This window comes from Megalodesulfovibrio gigas DSM 1382 = ATCC 19364, from assembly GCF_000468495.1.
GTDB lineage: Bacteria > Desulfobacterota > Desulfovibrionia > Desulfovibrionales > Desulfovibrionaceae > Megalodesulfovibrio > Megalodesulfovibrio gigas.
This window is the reverse complement of the sequence record NC_022444.1, coordinates 3480512-3498753: the sequence shown is the minus strand read 5'-3', so window position 1 is coordinate 3498753 and position 18242 is coordinate 3480512. Positions and strand designations below refer to the sequence as shown.

Annotated in this window: 15 protein-coding genes; 5 read left to right on the top strand and 10 right to left on the bottom strand. The window is 60.5% G+C overall.

From position 1 onward, the window contains the following. The first annotated feature begins 139 nt into the window (after positions 1 to 139). The 4 genes from DGI_RS18560 (at position 140) to DGI_RS15440 (ending at position 3427) form a co-directional block, all read left to right on the top strand. Positions 140 to 661, top strand: a complete 522-nt coding sequence (locus tag DGI_RS18560) for a hypothetical protein (RefSeq protein WP_144284217.1) — start codon at positions 140 to 142, stop codon at positions 659 to 661. A gap of 302 nt (positions 662 to 963) precedes the next feature. Then, on the top strand, positions 964 to 1218 hold the full coding sequence (locus DGI_RS15450) for a helix-turn-helix transcriptional regulator (protein WP_021762146.1): 255 nt from the start codon (positions 964 to 966) through the stop codon (positions 1216 to 1218). Continuing rightward, positions 1215 to 2513: a type II toxin-antitoxin system HipA family toxin gene (locus DGI_RS15445; RefSeq protein WP_021762145.1), complete on the top strand. Its 1299-nt coding sequence runs from the start codon at positions 1215 to 1217 to the stop codon at positions 2511 to 2513. The genes DGI_RS15450 and DGI_RS15445 overlap by 4 nt, the downstream gene beginning before the upstream one ends. Before the next feature lie 362 nt (positions 2514 to 2875). After that, positions 2876 to 3427 carry a recombinase family protein gene (locus DGI_RS15440; RefSeq protein ID WP_021762144.1) on the top strand — a complete coding sequence of 184 codons (552 nt, stop codon included), beginning with the start codon at positions 2876 to 2878 and terminating at the stop codon, positions 3425 to 3427. Between the two features lie 51 nt (positions 3428 to 3478). Here DGI_RS15440 and DGI_RS15435 read toward each other — a convergent pair whose 3' ends face one another. From DGI_RS15435 to DGI_RS15420, 4 genes are all read right to left on the bottom strand, one after another. Continuing rightward, entirely contained in the window at positions 3479 to 4390 is a 912-nt protein-coding gene (locus tag DGI_RS15435; RefSeq protein WP_021762143.1) for a formate dehydrogenase accessory protein FdhE, read from the bottom strand. A gap of 314 nt (positions 4391 to 4704) precedes the next feature. Continuing rightward, positions 4705 to 5448, bottom strand: a complete 744-nt coding sequence (locus DGI_RS15430) for a 4Fe-4S dicluster domain-containing protein (RefSeq protein WP_021762142.1) — start codon at positions 5446 to 5448, stop codon at positions 4705 to 4707. A gap of 19 nt (positions 5449 to 5467) precedes the next feature. Beyond that, positions 5468 to 8497, bottom strand: coding sequence for a formate dehydrogenase-N subunit alpha (fdnG, locus tag DGI_RS15425; protein WP_021762141.1), 3030 nt, complete (start codon positions 8495 to 8497; stop codon positions 5468 to 5470). A 280-nt stretch (positions 8498 to 8777) separates the two neighbouring features. Further along, complete coding sequence (locus DGI_RS15420; RefSeq protein WP_021762140.1) at positions 8778 to 9224, bottom strand: winged helix-turn-helix domain-containing protein; 447 nt, start codon at positions 9222 to 9224, stop codon at positions 8778 to 8780. 223 nt (positions 9225 to 9447) lie between these two features. On the opposite strand from DGI_RS15420, the gene DGI_RS15415 reads away from it, so the two are divergent. Continuing rightward, positions 9448 to 10347, top strand: coding sequence for a transposase (locus DGI_RS15415; protein ID WP_021762139.1), 900 nt, complete (start codon positions 9448 to 9450; stop codon positions 10345 to 10347). Here the strand turns inward: DGI_RS15415 and DGI_RS15410 are convergent. The 6 genes from DGI_RS15410 to DGI_RS18115 form a co-directional block, all read right to left on the bottom strand. After that, complete coding sequence (locus DGI_RS15410; protein ID WP_021762138.1) at positions 10277 to 11356, bottom strand: ABC transporter permease subunit; 1080 nt, start codon at positions 11354 to 11356, stop codon at positions 10277 to 10279. The genes DGI_RS15415 and DGI_RS15410 overlap by 71 nt on opposite strands. Before the next feature lie 3 nt (positions 11357 to 11359). Continuing rightward, entirely contained in the window at positions 11360 to 12400 is a 1041-nt protein-coding gene (locus DGI_RS15405; protein ID WP_021762137.1) for an ABC transporter permease subunit, read from the bottom strand. After that, on the bottom strand, positions 12397 to 14010 hold the full coding sequence (locus DGI_RS15400) for a sugar ABC transporter ATP-binding protein (protein ID WP_021762136.1): 1614 nt from the start codon (positions 14008 to 14010) through the stop codon (positions 12397 to 12399). The genes DGI_RS15405 and DGI_RS15400 overlap by 4 nt, the downstream gene beginning before the upstream one ends. 50 nt (positions 14011 to 14060) lie before the next feature. Beyond that, on the bottom strand, positions 14061 to 15164 hold the full coding sequence (locus DGI_RS15395; protein WP_051286679.1) for a DUF3798 domain-containing protein: 1104 nt from the start codon (positions 15162 to 15164) through the stop codon (positions 14061 to 14063). 42 nt (positions 15165 to 15206) lie between these two features. Continuing rightward, a complete protein-coding gene (locus tag DGI_RS15390) occupies positions 15207 to 16349 on the bottom strand; it encodes a double-cubane-cluster-containing anaerobic reductase (protein WP_021762133.1) in 1143 nt (380 codons plus the stop codon). A 444-nt stretch (positions 16350 to 16793) separates the two neighbouring features. Further along, positions 16794 to 18233 carry a B12-binding domain-containing radical SAM protein gene (locus tag DGI_RS18115; protein ID WP_021762131.1) on the bottom strand — a complete coding sequence of 480 codons (1440 nt, stop codon included), beginning with the start codon at positions 18231 to 18233 and terminating at the stop codon, positions 16794 to 16796. Between the last annotated feature and the right edge of the window lie 9 nt (positions 18234 to 18242).

The window sequence follows — 18242 nt, the reverse complement described above, 5'->3', positions numbered from 1 at the left end:
CGTGCTCCAGGCATTCGTGGAAATGGGAAATGCCAGGGAAGTTGCGGAGGATGTGTTTGAGGGGGTGTGATTGATATTGCATTTTTTAAAATTTTGTATATTATAAAGTAAAATACTTTTATATGGAGAGATGCAGGCCATGGATAAAGTTAAAAGATTGATAGCCGCACTTGGGATGATACCTGCGGTTGTTGTGTTTGTCGGGGCAATATATGGAATTTTAAGCTTCACTCTTCCGACTAGTTGGTTTTGTAAAATTGAAGCAGTCAAGGCGCAAAAACTCGGCTTGAACGCAATGGCCTATTATGGCGTCGCAACAAATAGAAGCCGATCTGACCAGGGGCAACTGTTTCTACTCCGTGAAGATGTCGATGCATCAATTGAGCATCTTCAAGTTGGAGATAAGTTGCGTGCGGCCAGCGAAGTAAATTTGGTATCAATCTCCAACTTTGGTGTAGACTTGTATCATGGAAAGGATTGCACCAATAAGCCCACGCTCGAGAAAAGAACTATATCCATACTGCAAAAGGATGAATGCGTAATAGTTGTAAGCGATGAGAAAATGATAATCAGCAAAGAAATTTTAGATTGCACCCCAGGCAACAAGGCAATTTCAGGTGGCTACATAAAAGTTGCTACTACCCCATGCGGATTGTTTTGAGTTGGGCAGACACTTTCTGAATCGAAGTTGACCGCCCCCCTTCATCATCCGCATTTTCGTGCCTGACGGCGATCCCGAAGGCGTTCGGATTATGGATCGCTTGAACTGGACCGGCCTGGGGCTGGTGTTTCCTCGTGCCAAGTGGCCGGACGTGCGCCAGCGGCCGGAGATGTAGCGCCATAATTCCCGATCGGGAAATATATTCTTTTTTTCTGCCATCAAGGCAAAAAAATCCCGAACGGGAACTTTTGCTTGATCTTGCGGTAAAAACGTCCGAGTATTTCCCGAAAGGGAATGAAGTCATGCCAGTTTCCATTCAAGATGCTGCTGCGCTGGGCAAGGCCGTTCGTGCTGCGCGCAAGGCCCTGGGGCTCACCCAGCCGCAGTTGGCCCTTGCGGCCGGTGTGGGCGTCCGGTTCATTGTGGAGCTGGAGGCCGGCAAGCCTTCGGTGCGCTTTGAAACCATGCTGCGCGTGGTGCAGGCCCTGGGCGGCGGCCTGATTATCGACGGTCTGCCTGCGGGTGAAGCAAAGACCGAGCCTGGAGCGCAGCCGTGACGCCGCGGGAGTTGCAGGTCTGGTGGGATGCCCGGCTTGTGGGGACGCTTTCACAACAGGACGGGCGGCTGGGATTCGTGTATGCGGCGCCGTGGCTGGAGTCTGCCACGGCGCGCCCCTTGTCCATGTCCTTGCCCCTGCGCGCGGAGATCTTCGACGACAGGGCCGCCCGGCCCTTTTTTGCCGGCTTGTTGCCCGAAGGCGCCATGCGCGCGAGCATTGCGCGGATGCTGCATATCTCCGCCAGGAATGATTTTGCCTTATTGGACCGGCTTGGCGGGGAATGCGCCGGGGCGGTGACTCTGCTGGAGCCGGGACAGACGCCCGCGGAGGAAGCCACCTTCACGAGAGATGGGGGAGAGGGAGGAGAGGAGGGCGAGCGGGTCCGCTGGCTGGATGACGCCGCCCTGCTGCAGCTCATGGAGGAGTTGCCCCGAAGGCCGCTGCTGGCTGGCGAGGCCGGCGTTCGGTTGTCCCTGGCCGGCGCGCAGGACAAGTTGCCGGTGGTGGTCTGGGAGGGGCGCATCGGCCTCCCCCTGCATGGCACTGCGAGCACGCATATTCTCAAACCGGCCATCGCCGGTGTGGAGGGGAGCGTGTGCAACGAGTGGTTTTGCATGACCCTGGCCGCTCGACTGAAGCTGCACACGGCCGCCGTCCAGGTGCATCGCGTGGCCGGCCGCGCCTTGCTGCTCGTGACCCGCTATGATCGTCAGCGACTGGCCAACGGCACCATCCATCGCCTGCACCAGGAGGATTTCTGCCAGGCCCTGGGCGTGCCGCCCGAGTATAAATACCAAAACGAAGGCGGGCCCGATGCCGCGCAGTGCTTTTCGCTGCTCCGGCAGGCCACGCGTCCCAGCGCGCCGCATCTCCTGGCCCTGCTCGACGCCATGCTGTTCAACGCCCTGCTTGGCAATCACGACGCCCATGCCAAGAATTTCTCCCTGCTGTACGCAGCCCAAGGCGCGGTGCTGGCACCGTTGTATGATGTGCTCTGCACGGCGGTCTATCCAGAGCTGACGGACAGGATGGCCATGAAGATCGGCGGGAGATACGTGTTTGAGGATGTGATGCCGCGTCACTGGGAGCGCTTCGCCACTGCGTCCGGCCTGTCTGCGGCACAGCTCAAAAAGCGTCTCGCAACGCTGGCAGCGCGCCTGCCCGTGCTTGCCGAAACCCTGGTCGCCGAGACGATTCAGCAGGGCGAGACGCATGCCATCCTGACACCTATCCTTGAGGAACTGCACCGACGTTGCGCGTTGACGCGAGCACGGCTTGAGCGGGGGGCATAACTCAAGGCGTTCAGGCGCTCGGGGGCCAACGCCCCAAGGGCACGCCACGCCCCTTTGAACTCATCGCATTCCGCAATGAGCGACAGAAGTTCGGGAGAGGTGTGGATCGTGTCAGAGTTCGGCATGTGCTGCGCTCCATACCTGCATTCATACCCATATTTACCCATAAGCCCTTGGCCGGCGCTGTGTCCGGCCAAGGGCTTAGCGCGGCGCACCCACAGGAGGCTTTCGCCTTGCCATGGGAAAGTCTTGCGTCTCTCAACCTATACTTTTTGCGCCTCACCCCTTGACGTGTCTTTTTCCATGTCTCAATACTATGTTCTCACATTGTCTAAAACGAATAAGCACACCGAGGGCAACCCATGGCCATCGTCGGCTATGCCAGGGTCTCTTCGCGGGGACAGAGCCTGCAAGTGCAGCGGGACAAGCTGGCCCATTGTGACAAGCTCTTTGAAGAAACCCGCTCGGGCGCATCCGGGGAACGACCCAGGCTCAACGCCTGTCTGGAGTATGTGCGCGAAGGCGACACGCTGGTGGTGACGCGGCTGGACCGGCTTGCCCGATCCACCTTGCACCTGTGCCAGATCGCCGAACAGCTCACGCGCAAGAAGGTCTACCTCAAGGTGCTCGATCAGAACATCGACACCGGCGACGCCACAGGGCGGCTTCTGTTCAACATGCTGGGCGCCATCGGGCAGTTTGAGACGGAAATCCGAGCCGAGCGGCAGATGGACGGCATCCTCAAGGCCAAGGAAAACGGGGTCAAGTTCGGGCGCAGCAAGGCTCTGCGCCCGCACGAGATTTTGGAGTTGCAGCAAAAACGGGCGAGTGGGCTCCTGATTAAGGACCTGATGCGAGAGTATGGCCTCTCCAAGGCGACGATTTACAGGTACCTTGGGAAAGCGATGGGCTGAGAACTGTTTTTTGCAACAGTGCCGCCGAGACCATCCCCATTGCACCAGCCATCAGCACGCCGGCTCCTCCAGCTCCCAGGGTTGCAGGGCCATGGGCGTGTAGCCGGCCTGGCGGGCGCGCAGTTCCAGGGGAAGCATGGTGAGCATGGCGATTGAAGTATCTGGGATATCGATCATTTCTGACGCATCAAGGCACAGCAGGTAGGCCTTGCAGACGTCGCAGGCGTCCACGCGGTCGCCGGGGCGGGCTTCGTTGCGCAGGACCGTCAGCGTCGAGGGCTCCTCGTTGCCGCAGGCAGGGCAGCTGATGCGCTTGTATTTCCATTCCGCGGCGCAGGTGGCGCAGCGCAGGTGGCGCGCGCCGCCGTGGGCCGTGATGAATTCGGCGTTGTCCTTCGGCCGCAGCAGACGGGAGAAGTCTGGCCCGCCACCGCAGATGGGGCAGGTGGCCTGCGTCCAGGGCAGGTGGCGGATGAGGGACGCCAGATCCTGGGCCTGGCGCTCCAGCAGCGGCTTGACCAACTGCCAGGCGACAAACCGCAACACCTCTGGCGACACGCCGGCAAGGCGGATATCCTCTTCGTCCAGGGCCAGGGCTTCCAGATCAGCAAAGGGCAGGGCACCCTCTGTCAGGCCTCGTTGCAGGGTGTCCAGCTCCCCGGCCAGGCCGGGAAAGGCCGTGGTCATGGCCGGCAGCAGTCGCTGGGCGGCCAGGGGGAGCAACGGGGCAAGGGCCTGAAATCCAGACTCGGCCAACAGGTAATTTCCCTGGCAGAAATGCGGCTCTTCCACCTGTGGCAACGGTCCCTGCCAGCCGGGGAGCGTCTCCAGCAGCTCGGCCCGGGCGGCCAACAGCGGGGCGACGCTTTCGATCAGTCCTTTCAATTCCGGCAGTTCCCTGGAGAGTGTTGCAGCATCGGCCAGCAGACGGGCCGCAGCGGGAGAAACGCGCGTGGATTCCATGAACATTGCTCCTGATTCGGGTGCGGACGCCGTTGCAAAACGGCGTCCGCACGGGTGGTGTGTGTGTCCGGACCGGACCTTGTGTCGAGCTGGCGGCGGACTGCGCTAGAGCAGTTTAATTTTGAAAAAGGACCTTGCGAGAGGGGAAACCTTTTGCAAAAGGTTCTCCCCTCTCGCGCTCTCCCCTTCCAAAACTTTGATAGTGACCTTGAATCACAATAAAAGTCTTTGGAAAGGGGGCCAGCTATTGAAGGGCGGAAGAACTTTCTTTAGAAAGGTTTTCCCCCGAGAACTTCTTTCAAAGATAGCTTGCCCTAGCCGTGGAAGGTACGGGCCAGGCCCCTCAAGGGATTGGCCCTGGCCAGGAACTGTTGACGCGAGAGCGGCCCGGCAGGTGCGGTCAGCTGGGCCACGGCGTGGGTGTGGTAGCGTTTGGGATCATCCTCCACCAGGAAGATGACGGCCACATCGTCCGCATCCAACAGCTTGGCGGCGGGGAATTCGGCCTTGATTTCGGCCAGACGGGCCTGGGCGACTTTAAGCATCTCCTCGCGCTCGCCAAACTGCATGGCCCCCATGGCGCAACTCTTGACGCACATGGGCAGGCGGTTGGCCTGGACGCGGTCGATGCACATGTCGCACTTGGTGAGCAGGCCGGTTTTCTCGTTGCTTCGCGGGATGTCGTAGGGACAGGATTCCCGGATGGATTCCTGATCGGCCTTGGAGATCTCCTTGGTTTTTTCCGTGAAAATCACCGCGCCTGTGGCTTCGTCCTGGATGACGGCGCCTTCCAGGCTCATATCTGCGGTGTTCTTGCAGGGCGGCGCCACACAGTGGCGGCACTGATCCGGAAAAAAGTACCATTTGACCACGCCATCAAGCAGGTGCTCGCTGAAACGGACGAGTTTGTAGTTATAGGGGTTCAGATCCGGCGGGTTCTGGTGCGTGCCGGTCTGTTTGGTGGCCACGGGCGGATGGTCCTTCCATTCCTTGCAGGCCACCTGGCAGCCGCGGCAGGCCGTGCAGCGGGTGGTATCGACGAGAAACGCCTTGGGCATTTCGATTCTCCTTGTAATCCTACAGTTCCGTGACCTTCTCGCACTTGCGCAGGTTCACCAGGCAGGCCTTGTACTCCGGAATGGTGGTGTTGGGATCGCCCACGGAGGGGGTGAGGCGGTTCACGGAATCTCCGCATTTGGGCTTGGTCCAGCCGAAGGCGAAAGGCATGCCCACCAGATGCACCGTCTTGCCCTGCACCTGGAAGGGCCGGATGCGCACCGTGACCATGGCCACGGCCTGGACCTTGCCGCGCAGGCTTTCCACTTCCACCACATCGCCGTTGTTGATGCCCTTTTCCTTGGCCAGCTCGTGGCTCATCTCCACGTACTGCTGGGGTTCGGCTTCCAGCAGGGCCGGGCCGTTGCGGGTTTCGGAGCCGGAGCACCAGTGTTCCGTAAGGCTGTAGGTGGTGAGTACGATGGGGAAGCGCGGGTCGCCATTTTCGGCCAGCTTGTCCATATCGCTTTCCATCACCTTCATGCAGGGGTTGCTCATTTGCTTGGAAAGCGGGTTGGTTTTGACGGGCGTTTCCGCCGGCTCGTAATGCACGGGGAAGGGGCCATCCGCACGGCCGGGGCCGTAGAGCTGGGAGCGGCCTTCGGTGGTCATGATGAAGGGGTAGGTGCCCTTTTCCATGGCCAATGGCGGCGCGCCGCCGTCGGGGATGTCTCCCACCCATTTGCCGCCTTCCCAGGCAATGACCACGCGCTCGGGGTTGAAGGGCTTGCCGTTCTTGTCCACGGAAGCGCGGTTGTACAGGATGCGCCGGTTCATGGGCCAGGCCCAGGCGAAGCCGGGATACAGGCCGAGCTTGGCCTGCATGGGTGTCTGGGTCAGGTCTCGACGCTTGGCCAGGTTGCCGGCGTCGGTGTAGCCGCCACAGTAGAGCCAGTTCAGGCTGACGGTGGAGCCGTCGTCCTGCAGGGTGGGGAATCCGGGCACCTGTTGGCCCTTCTTGTATTCCGTGTCGCCGATTTTGACGTCTCGGGTGAACCAGCCGTTGGTCTTGCGGCAGACGAGATCCGCGTCGAATGTTTCTGGGAAGTCGGCCTTGACCACTGGATCCGGGAAGGTGCCGCCCTTGGCGTAGAGCTTCTTGACGCGGGTCATCATTTCCACAAACATCTCGCCCATGTTGCGGCTCATGCCCAGGGGCTCGGCGGCCTTGTAGTGCCACATGTGCCAGCGGCCAGAGTTGGAGACTGTGCCTTCCTTTTCCGCGCGATACGCCGAGGGCAGGAGGAAGACTTCAGTTTTTATAGTCTTGGGGTCCACGCCGGGCCGCTGCCAGTTGTCCGTGGTCTCGTTGTGGAACACCTCGCCGATGACCAGCCAGTCCAGCTTGTCCAGGGCCTTGCGGGCCTTGTGCACGTTGGGCATGCTCTGGGCCGGATTGTGGCCGAAGCACAGGCCGCCCTTGATCTGCCCCTTGTACATGCGATCGAAGATGAACAGGTGCGAGCAGTCCATGTCCGGATCGAGTTTGGGCACGTAGGCATAACAGAAGTCGTTTTCCTTGGTGGCGTGCTCGCCGTACCAGGCCTTGAGCAGGCTGACGACGTATTTGGGCCGGTGCTGCCACCAGTTGACGCTTTTGGCGTCCTTGGAAAGCGGGGTCTGGGATTTGATGAACTCGCCCAGGGTCTGGAAGTTGGCCGTGGGCACGTTGTGGTAGCCGGGCAGGTAGCCGTAGAGCAGGGCATGGTCCGTGGTGCCCTGCACATTGGGTTCGCCGCGCAGGGCGTTGATGCCCCCGCCGGCAATGCCGATGTTGCCCAGGAGCAGCTGCACCATGGCGGAAAGGCGGATATTCTGCACACCCACGGTATGTTGCGTCCAACCCAGGGCATAAATGACGGTGCCGGCTTTGTCGGGCTTGCCCGTGGCGGTGAAGGCCTCGTACACGCGCAGGATGTCCTTGACCGAAACGCCGGTAATGCTGGAAACCTGCTCAGGGGTGTAGCCCTTGTAGTGCTCTTTCAGCAGATTGAGCACGCAGCGGGGGTGCTTGAGGGTCGGATCCTTCTTGGGCAGGCCGGCGTCGTCCTTTTCGAAGGCCCAGGCGCTCTTGTCGTACTTTTTCTTCTTGGGGTCGAAGCCGGAGAAGATGCCGTCCGTGAAGGAGAACTTCTCGCCGACGATAAAGGCGGCGTTGGTGTACTCCATCATGTAGTCTTCAAAGTACTTTTTGTTGTCCAGGATGTATTTGACCATGCCGCCCAGGAAGGCGATGTCCGTGCCGGAACGGATGGGCACATGGAAGGTGCTGCGGGCCGAGGTGCGCGAGAATTTCGGGTCCACATGCATGACCACCGCGCCCTTCTGCTTGGCCCGGTTGACAAAACGGAAGGTCATGGGATGGTGCTCGGCGCAGTTGCTGCCCATGATCAGGATGGCGTCTGCGTTCTGAATGTCGTTGTAATGATTGGTCATGGCGCCACGGCCGAAGGACTCTGCCAGGGCCGGCACCGTGGAGCTGTGGCAGACGCGGGCCTGGTGGTCAAAGTGCACGATGCCCAGGGCGCGGATCATCTGGTGCAGCACCGCGGCTTCTTCATTGGAGACCTGCGAGGAGCCCAGATGGAAGATGGACTCCACCCGGTTCACGGTCTGGCCGGCCTCGTTCTTCTGCTTGAAGTCGCGGTCGCGGGTTTCCTTGATGCGCTGGGCGATGCGCTCCATCATCCAGTCCCAGTCTTTTTCCTCCCACTTGTCGCTGCCCGGCGCGCGATACAGCGGCTTGGTGAGCCGGTTCGGGCTGGTATGCAGGGAGCGCAGGGACGCGCCCTTGGCGCACAGGCCCCCGCCGGAGACGGGATAGTCCGGATCGCCCTCCACGTTGATGATCTTGCCGTCCTTCACGTGCACCAGCGTGTTGCAGCAGCAGGAGCAGAAGGGGCAGATGGAGATGAACTCCTTGCTGTCCTCAATCTTCATGGTGGCGGCATAGGCCGACACCGGCGCCGCATTGATGCCGAACCGGGCCAAAGACAGGCCCACCACCCCGGCACTGGTGCATTTAAGGAACCCTCGACGCGACAGTCCCATGGCAACCTCCTCGATTGCGACGCCTCATGTCTGGCGGTGCACCCGGAATCCGGCCTTGGCGTCAGGGGGCCGGAGGTGTGCGCCGGCCTGAGTTGTAGGCTGCCAAAGAAGGTGTGGTCAATGATTAATGCTATGATTTCAGCATGATATATGTATTAGATTAGATACATATCCAGACGGAGGGCATAAAAAAAGCCCAGGCAGAACGCCCGGGCTTTGCAGCCGGGAGATGGCGAACGCTTCGCAACCCGCTCCCCAGGACCGGGGAGCCTGCCTGCGCTCAAAGTGCTGCGGCGGGCAGCATCCTGCGAACTGGTGGCGGCATTGGAGCCTCGTCGCCGAGTATGGCGATATCGGCCGACGTCTCCGCGGCAGGATACGCCCGCGTCGGCCAGGCAAAGAGCGCCTGGGCATTGAGTTGCGCCGTGCGCTCCACGGTCCTGAACCAGGCCCGGAAGGATTCCCGCAACCGCGCGCCCTCCGGTGTCAACCGGCAGCCCTCCCGCTTGCTGCCCACCGGCTCCACCAGCGTCACGCCCAGGGCTTTTTCCGACGCCCTGAGCTTGCACCACGCCGCCCGGTAGGACATGCCCATGGCGCTGGCCGCCTTGCGTAGCGAGCCGTATTGTTCAATAAAATCCAAGAGCAACAACCTGCCCATGCCAAATGCGACCCCCTCTCGCGTCTCCACCCACAGGTGCACGCGAATGGTCATCTCCTGTTCCATGCATTGACCTCCCTTGCCAGCAGAATTATAGGAGCTGGCTATGCTTACGATTTGAAATTTCGATTGTTGGTGGCGCGCATCCGCCATTTCTCCTGGATTGAGCGTATCTCTCCCAGTGAGTTGGGACAATGGCAGTACAAACACTTGTGGAAGATTTGGCACGACGTCGTACACAATCAGTCTTGCATCAACCTAAAATTACGCATGTTTTAATGAGCACGCCATGCCCATTCCTCTTGACGCTCAGAATCGCAAGGGTGTCGCGCCTTTTGCCGGAGCGTGTGAGACCTCGGAACTCCTGAATTTTTCGGAACTCGTGTCCAGCGAGCAAAAAGCCCGCCGTTTTCTACTGGGATTTTGTTGGAAAAACCATCAACGGCATTGCCTGCACTGCAAGGCCCGCAAGCTCTACAAACTGGCAGACGGCCGCCGCCGGTGCGCTGCCTGTGGCTACACCTTTCATGACTTCAGCCGACGCTTTCTGAACGCGTGCAATTTTTCATGCCGGCAGTGGCTGTGGTTTCTGAAGCTGTTCGAACTGGGCGCCACGCCACGGGACATGGCCGGGCAACTTGGCGTGCACTACGAAACCGTGCTCAAGGCCCAGGACGCCGTGCGCCGCGCCCTGCTTGCACAGTCGCTTGATGCGCCGGCTCTGTTCCGCGCCGGCATCTGGCCCGGACCGGGGAGCACCCCGCCAGCGCAGCCGCTGCAGGACGCGCCGGTTTTCGGACTCATCGAACTGAACGGGTTCATGCTCTGCGATCTGCTGCCGGATCTCACGCCCGCGGCCCTGCTGCACTTCAAGACAAATTTCCATCTGGCCACCGCCAGCCTGGGGCAAGTGGTCTATACTGCACCATACCGGCAGTACCTCTCCTTGCTCTGCTGTGGACCGTCCCTCTGGCCGGCGCAGTATGTTCGTCACGAAACCAAGGGCCTGCCCGTGGACGCCAACCGCTTCTGGATCTTTGCCAAACGTCGCTTCGCCCGGCTGCGTGGCATGGCCCCGGCGCACTTTCCGCTTCATCTCAAGGAGCTGGAATTCCTGTTCAATCACCGGCAGGTGCGTCTTTTTCCGCTGCTGGCCGAGGCCGTGTGCGGCGTGGTGCCGCAGGGTTGAGGATCAGGGCAAAGGCGATGGTGCCGTAGGCCGTGAAACTGCGAAAATACTCGCCAAGGGCTGCATTCTGGAACAGGTTCTGCCCGGCCTGGGGGGACACGATAAACAACGCATGAAACAGCAACAGACCCAGAAAGGCATTGCCCACGCCGGCAGCATACAACGTCGCTCCGCCAGCCAGCAGCGCGGCGCAGGAGAAAATGCCTGCGTTGAGGTGCGCGGTGTAGACGTTCATCATACCGATGTTTTGCAAATGAAAGAGCTGTCCGAGACAGGCAATGGTGGTGGACAACATCATCGCCTGCACGCGGACTCCTTCCACATCAAGCCCCAGGAGCCTGGCCTTCTCCACGTCCTGGCCCACCGCCCGAAAATGGCCGCCAATCCGGGACCGCATGATGCCCCGCACACCCAGGGCACACCCCAGCACCACCAGAATCATGAATAGGGGCACCTCCAGCGGGCCAAGGTGAATCAGCCAATACGTATCCAGCCCATGGCGGTACGGCAGCAGATCCACGGTACTGCGCACGCCAACGCCCCTGGAGAGCAGCATCTCCTGATTATACGCCGGAATAAGCGAGCCATATCCCACCAAAAACACGAGCTGATACAGGCAGGTGGCCAGAAAGCCGATGATCATCGTGGCGATCATTTCCTTGCCTTTGACAAGGTTCAGCCCCCGGCCAATGAGCCAGCCCGCACCCAGGGCCAGCAGGCACCCGACCACCGCCGCCAGGCCCAGGCCAGGCAGGCCGCCCACACCGGCATTCAGGGCCAGAAGCACCCCCGTTTGCGCGGCGATGGCTCCCACGCTGATGGCGAAATTGAGTCCCATGCCTGCGGTCAGGGGGATGAGCAGGGCCAGAACCAACACCCCGTTGCGCACGAAGCGAACCATCACTTCATTGCACAGGAAGGCCGCAGACATGCCCGAATAATGCCAGCCGATGACGCACAACAACGCAAACAGCAAGGAAGTAGGATTGTCCTTAATCGCACGACGCATGCTTCATGTCCCCTTTGGGTTCCCGCGGTGCATGAAGGCATACAGAATCACGGCGTTTGTAATGAGCATGCGCAGAATTTCCGCAGATTCCGGGATGAACACTTCATTGGCAATGGGTGCGGACAAGACATAGAGCGACTGAAACAACAATGCGCCCAGGACGGCCTGCGGAATCGTCCCCCGCCCCCCTGAAACCCCGCCAATGAGCATGGCCGACGCCGCTGGAAACGCCATCATCAACGGCGCGTCGTACAGTTCCACAAAGCCGTAGCTCTGCGCATACACAATCATGCCGAACGCGCCGAGGATGGTGGAGACAATTACGGCCGCCAGGCGCGTCCGGTGCACATCCACGCCATGAATGGCCGCAAACAGCTCGTTCTCGCCCACGGCCAGGGCCGCCTTGCCCAGGCGGGTCCGGTAGTACAGCCACAGCAGCAGACAGACGGCCCCATAAAAGGCCAACATGCCGGCCGGAATGGTCAGGGAGCCGAAGCCCAAGGGCAGCGACAGGGGCAACGCGTTGTTCAGGGCCTTGCCGAAGTATGGCCCCAGGCCGATGGTGGGGCGCATCCCGGCACCGCCGATGGGCCAGAGCATGGCCGGGTTGGTAAAGGGTGCGGTGGCCCAGAACAGATTCATCCCCGCCACGAAGGAAAAACCCAGAAACGTGCCGGCAATCTCCTCCCGACCGCGCACCCGCCGCAGCAGCAGTGCATAGCCGTAACCCAGCAACACCGCAGCGGGAACAGCAAAGGCCAGGGCGCCGAACAGGCCGGGCAGCCCGGACAGACGAAAATTCACCGCCAGGCACATGCCCAGCAGGCCGGCGGTGACGGCCACGGGCAGGCCAAAATTCAGCCCCAGGCCGGCATTGAACATGGGAAGCAAGGAGAGCACCAGCACGCCGTTCATGCCCAGGCGTGTCAAGGCGTCGCCCAGCAGTTGCAGGATGTCCATGTCCAGCATCCACGCCGCGGCCAGCAGTCCTGCCAGAAACAGCAGGATGATGCCCTGCGCCGGCGGCACGCGCGGAAATTTCATGCCATCTCCCCGGCAACACCGCACATGCAGCGCGAAATGATCTGCTCGTCCGTGCCTGAAGGCAACACAGCCTGGAGGCGTCCCTCATGCAATACGACAATGCGGGTGCAGCACCGTTGCAGTGTATCGAGTTCGCTGGAAGCCATGATGATGGTCAGCCCCTCCTTGGTGTTGCTGCGCAGCAACTGCCCCAAAATGGCTTCCTTGGCCTCCACGTCGATGCCTCGGACAGGTTCGGACACCAGCAACAGTCGCGGCGAGGATGCCAGCGCCCGGGCGATGCAGAGTTTTTGCTGATTGCCGCCGCTGAGTTGTGAGACCGGTTGCCGCACCGAGGCGCAGCGGATGCCAAATGTCTGCACACACTCTTCGGCAAAACGGCGGGCAGCCCGCTCATCGCACCAGCGCAAGGCCGGCACGGGAAACGGACGAAGGAACCGTCCCCGGCGATGCAGAACGGAAAAGGTCAGATTGTCCTGCACGCTGTGCTGCAACAGCAGGCCCATTTGGCGACGATCTTCAGGAATATATGCCAGCTCGTCGCATGCCTTGCGGCGTCCGGCGTCCGTGCAAAGGTCGATCGTGTCAGATTGTCCGAACAGCGCCTGCCCGCCCGTCGGGCACAGGCCAAACAGCCCCCGCCCCAGGGCCGGGCGGCCATGGCCGGTCAGCCCGGCCAGGCCGATCATTTCTCCCTGGCGGACGTCCAGGGTCATGTTGCGCAACGGCTCGCCGGGCATGTCCACCCGGAAATTCCGCAAGCGAAGCAAGGGGGGGCTATCGTCCAGCCGCTGCGTGTGCAGCGAGGGTTGCGCCGTGCGCAAGGGGCGGGAGGTCATGAGCTCGCAGATTTTCCCCACATCGAAGGCCCCGCCCGGCGCCTCAGCCACCACCTCGCCATCGCGCAGGATGGTTGCCCGATGGCACAAGGCAAAGACCTCCTGCAGGCGGTGCGAGACATAGACAATCCCCACGCCGTTGGCCGCCAGGGTCCGCAGGCAGGCATGGAGGCGTCGCGTGTCTTCTTCATCCAGGGCCGAGGTGGGTTCGTCGAGCAACAGCAACCGCAGATTCGGGTTGATCAGCTCGCGGGCCACCTCCACCAGCAGCTTGCGCCCCAGGCTGAGCGCCCCTGTCCGGGTTGCAGGGGACATCTCCAGCCCCAGCTGTTGCATGGCCAGGCGCGCCCCCTCGTCGTTGCGCTCCCGGTCCAGGGCGGCAAATCTGCGTCCCAGCACGCGCGCGGTCCAGGGCCGCACAACTTCACGTCCCAGGGCGATATTCTCCCCCACAGTGAATTCCGGGAGCAGCACAGATTCCTGATGAATCATGCCCACGCCCCTGGCCATGGCCTCGGCTGGCGAGCGGGGAGAAAACGCCTGCCCCTGCAGGCGAATTTCCCCTTGAAACCCGCGAGAGCCTCTGCCGTGCCCCAACTGGATGCAAGGATGCCCGGCCAGGATGTGCAACAGCGTGCTTTTGCCGGACCCATTCATGCCCAGGAGGCCGTGGATTTCGCCGGGCGCAACCGTCAGATGGACGCCCCGCAAGGCGTGCGTATGGCCAAACGACTTGGAAATATGCCGGAGTTCGAGCAGGTGGCGGGGCATGGGAAACGCGCTGCGCGGCACAGCCACCGCGCAGCGCTGGAGGATGCGGGTTAGTAGATGATGGAATCCATGATGATCAGGTAGTAATTGTTGATCCCGTCCTTCATGGGGCTGAAAGACACCTCCACCCCGGCCACCTTGCGAGCCAGGGCCGAGAGAGCGGCCAGATCCGTGAGGGACATGGACCCTTCGATGGACGCGCGGGCCGCTTCCACGGCGAATTTGGGGAAGAACACGCCCACCGGCACCGGCCAGGTGGAGAGCCGGCCAGTCACATTGGCCTTGGCGGCGCGTTCCTTGATCTGGGCGTTGATCTTGTCAAAGTCGCCGGCATCCTCAGGCTTGATTTCCAGGCCCATGGCCGCGGGATAGCCCTGGGTGGGCGTGGGGCAGCACTGCTCGGGCATGATGAACCCCAGTTCCAGGGCCTTGGCGATGATGACATCCTGCATGGGGCAGTTGGTGCCAAAAATGGCGGTATCCTTGCCATATTTGGTTATTTGCCGCGGGATGTCCTCCTGGAGGAACTGCAGCATGGCCGCGGGGCCGTTGCCTGCCTGGGGGTCCGGGGTGCTCACTTCCACAAAGGTCATGCCCAGCTTTTCGCAGGTGGCCTTCATGGCGTCGCGGCGCTTCACCAGGAGTTCCTTGGTCATGTGCGTGGGGAAGGAATAGTGGATGAACGTTTTGGCGCCCATTTTCTGGGCCTTGGCAGGGATGGTCTCGCCGCGCCGCAGCCAGTCGGTATCCAGGGCCAGATCCACATATTTGGCCATCATGTCCGGATCGTCCCAAATGGGCGCGGTGATGAAGCGCATGTCCGGCCGCTTTTCCTTGACCTTCTGAATGGCCGGCAGGATGCCCGAGTACCCGGCGCAAATCACGATGGCCTTCATGGCCGGATCGTCAGCCAGGCTAAGGATTTGCGTGATGGCCGTTTCCTGCTCGGCAGAGAAATTTTCCGGCAGGGTGATGTGCTTGATCATGCCCGGATAGGCCTTGGCCGTCATCTCGGCCCCGCGGAATTCATCCTCGCTGGCGGACAAGGTGGGCGTGACCACGCCTATTTTGTACTCCGCCGCCAGACACGGTCCCACAAGCAGTGTTGCGGCCAGCAGGCATAGAGCCAGCAGACCGCCAAGCAACTTCGTCATGCACATCCTCCAAACTGGTTGAGAGTGCAACGCAGCGCCCATTCAGCGCAGCATTTCAAGAAAGGCTTCGACCCGCACCCGGAGTTGTTCCACATCGCTTTCGGAATAGTCCGTCTCGATTTGCAGATACGAGACGCCCTTCGTCTGCATGACATGCCGCCGGACGCTGAAGGCCTCAATGTTGTAGGTGTGGCAGGCCTGCCAGATCAGTTCCACCACGCCGTCGATGGCAAAGGCGTCGATGAGTTGCCCCAGCAGGTCAAGCCGTGCGGCATTGGGCGTCATGCACGGGCAGGCCACGGCCAGGGAGCTGCGCGCCAGGGCGCGCAAGGGGTCGTCCCGTTCGTCCACCTGCAGCCCGGCCGTCTTGAGCCCGCCGCAGTTCTCCATGGCAACCACCACGCCCCCGGCATCTTCGAGGAGATGGAGCACTTTTTTGTTGGTGTTGGGGCATCCGGTCAGCAGGATGCGCGGCCTTGCGCGCATGTCGCGCACAAACGCGTCATCCAGAGCCCGGGCGCGAAGCACCTCCGCGGCCCTGGCCATCTCGGCAAGCCGGCCGGGAAGATCGATGTCAAAGCCGGCCGAATCGGTGATCACCGCCAACTCGCGACCAAAGGCCAGGGGTGTTTCCCCTGCATTCAAGGCATACAGCTCCCGCGTGGTGCGCCGCAGGGCATTGTAGCGCCGGATCTGCTCGCGCAGGGCCTCATCCGTGACGATATTGCCGGTGAGCAGTTCCACGGAGGCCTTGGCCTTGTGCAGTTCCGCGTGCCACTGGTCCAGCGCTTCGGGATTGCTGGCGCTTTGCGGCAGCAGCATCACCTGCAACGGCTTGATCTCGGCCAGCAGCTCAAACATCTTCTTCTTGCCGTCACAGGTGGCATCGGCAAGGATGAAGTCGGTATCATGGAAATAGGGGCACTGGTCCGTGATGGCAAAGCCGAAGCTCGACTTGATCAGCGGGCACAGGTTTCTCGGCAGGGACTGCTCGGCGGCCGCAATGGGACGCTCGCTCCCGGCGCACAACGACACCGGCAAGGCCCCCGCCGCGGCAATCAACTCCTTGGGCATGAAGGCGCAATACACCGCGCCGACCTTCCCTCCGCCTTCCTTGAACGCGGCTGCCGCCGCAAGATTGCGCTCCACTCGTTGCTCAAGATACGCGGCGTCGAATCGTTCCATAGCGTGCTCCCCCCAAAATGCCGCGACGGTGAGGCTGGCAGGGAACGGCAACAACGCAAATCATCCCGTCAGGCAGCTGGAATTCCCTTGGTAACAAGGGGAAGCGCTGGAAACAAATCGTTATTGACTCATTTTATTTATCTTATCCATCAATTTATCTGATAACTCGCGAAAGCAACTCCTGCTCACAGCGTCAGGCAGCAAATGGCCCTGACTGTCGCTGGCAGGCGCTGGGAGACTGGTTCAGGTTCTACAACCACCGCCGGCCGCATTCGGTCTTTGACGGCCATCGGCCATGGACCTATATTTGGCCAGCCGCTCATGAGGGGGGCATGCCCCCCTCCTGGCTGCTCCGGAAACGGCACCCCAGGAAGAGAAAAGAGGCGACGCGGCATAGCCCGACACCCCGGGCTCCACCTTGCGAACGCCGCGAAACTGTCCAGACTACCGGGACTGCTTCTGTCCCTGCCTGTTCAAGTTGCGCGCGCGGTCGCTATACAGTCTAAGCTGGTCGAATTTTGCCCGGTACTGCCTCAGCTCCTCCATGCTCAGCCCCGGAGGCTGAATGAAAAACTGCTGCGCCCCTCCACGCGATCCAAGTATCACCTCACCTTTCCATGCTTGGCTGTCATCGATGAGCAATGTGCCGTTCCTTTTGGCCTGAGCGTGGATCCGTGTTCCAGGATACGGCACTAGATTGAAGACGTCGTTCACATCGAGCTGCAATTCGTGGATCATGGCTATGGTCTCGTCCAGTGTGGCAGGCGTATCCTCTTCAAAACCCATGATGAACGCCCCATACGTGAATAAATCGTATTTTTTGTACAATTTAACAACATGCTTGATGGTGTCGTCACTTATTTTCTTTTCTATAATCTTGTTTCGTAGGTAGCTGCTTCCAGTTTCAATTGGCACGCCCACGGCGCAGCCTCCAGCCCGCACGAACGCCTTGACAATGTCTTCATCGACGGCATTGAGATAAAAGCCAACCGGGGCGGAGAGCTGGATGTCGAAGCCTGTTTTGTAAATTCCATCGCAAATAGCGATGAAGCGATCCTTGTGCAGAAGACAATTCTCGTCGTAAAAGCAAAAGAAGTTTTGCCCAAACTCTCGCACCAGGAATTCAAGCTCGCGGACGACTTCGGCAGGCGATCGCGGGCGAAACCCTCTTCCGGACATTGAATGCCCCATGCAAAAGCTGCAGTTGAAGGGACAGCTCCTGGAAGTAAGTATTGGGGCCCGCATGTTGATCTGGTGCCCCTTGGGGTTGTGCCATGTCGAAAAATTACTGTGATAATTAGAAAAATCAACAAGATCATAGGCCGGGAAAGGCCAGGTGTCGAGGTCTTGAATGTATGATTTCCTGGGATTTACCATAATACTGCCGCTTTCTTTATCAACATACGCAAATGATTCAATATTCGCGTACGCGCGTCGGTCACCGGCGGCGATGGCCTCTGCCAGCGCCACGACCTGTGGTTCTCCTTCGCCGAGCACGATGCAATCAATTTCCGGGCAGTGCTCAAGTATTTCGCGGCAATGCCACGTTGGGTGTGCTCCGCCAAGGCAAATAGGGGTGTTCGGCACTTCCTCGTGTATGACACGAGCAAGTTGTCTGATTTGTGGAAAATCCATGGTGGCACGGCAGCTAATACCTATATACCCCGGATCAAGCTCGCGGATTTTGTCCAGCAGCAAAGTGCGATAGTGCTCTTCCGGCTGTACGCCCTCGGGAACACGGACCGCGGCAAGATCGAGAATAGTTGGAGCGTGGCCTGCTTCACGGAGCACGGCGGCAAGGTAGAGCAACGAGACAGGCAACCAGAGAGTCGATTGCATCGTCAATGCTGGCATTCTGGGTGCGACAACGAGAAGAATGTTCATACTGTCAAT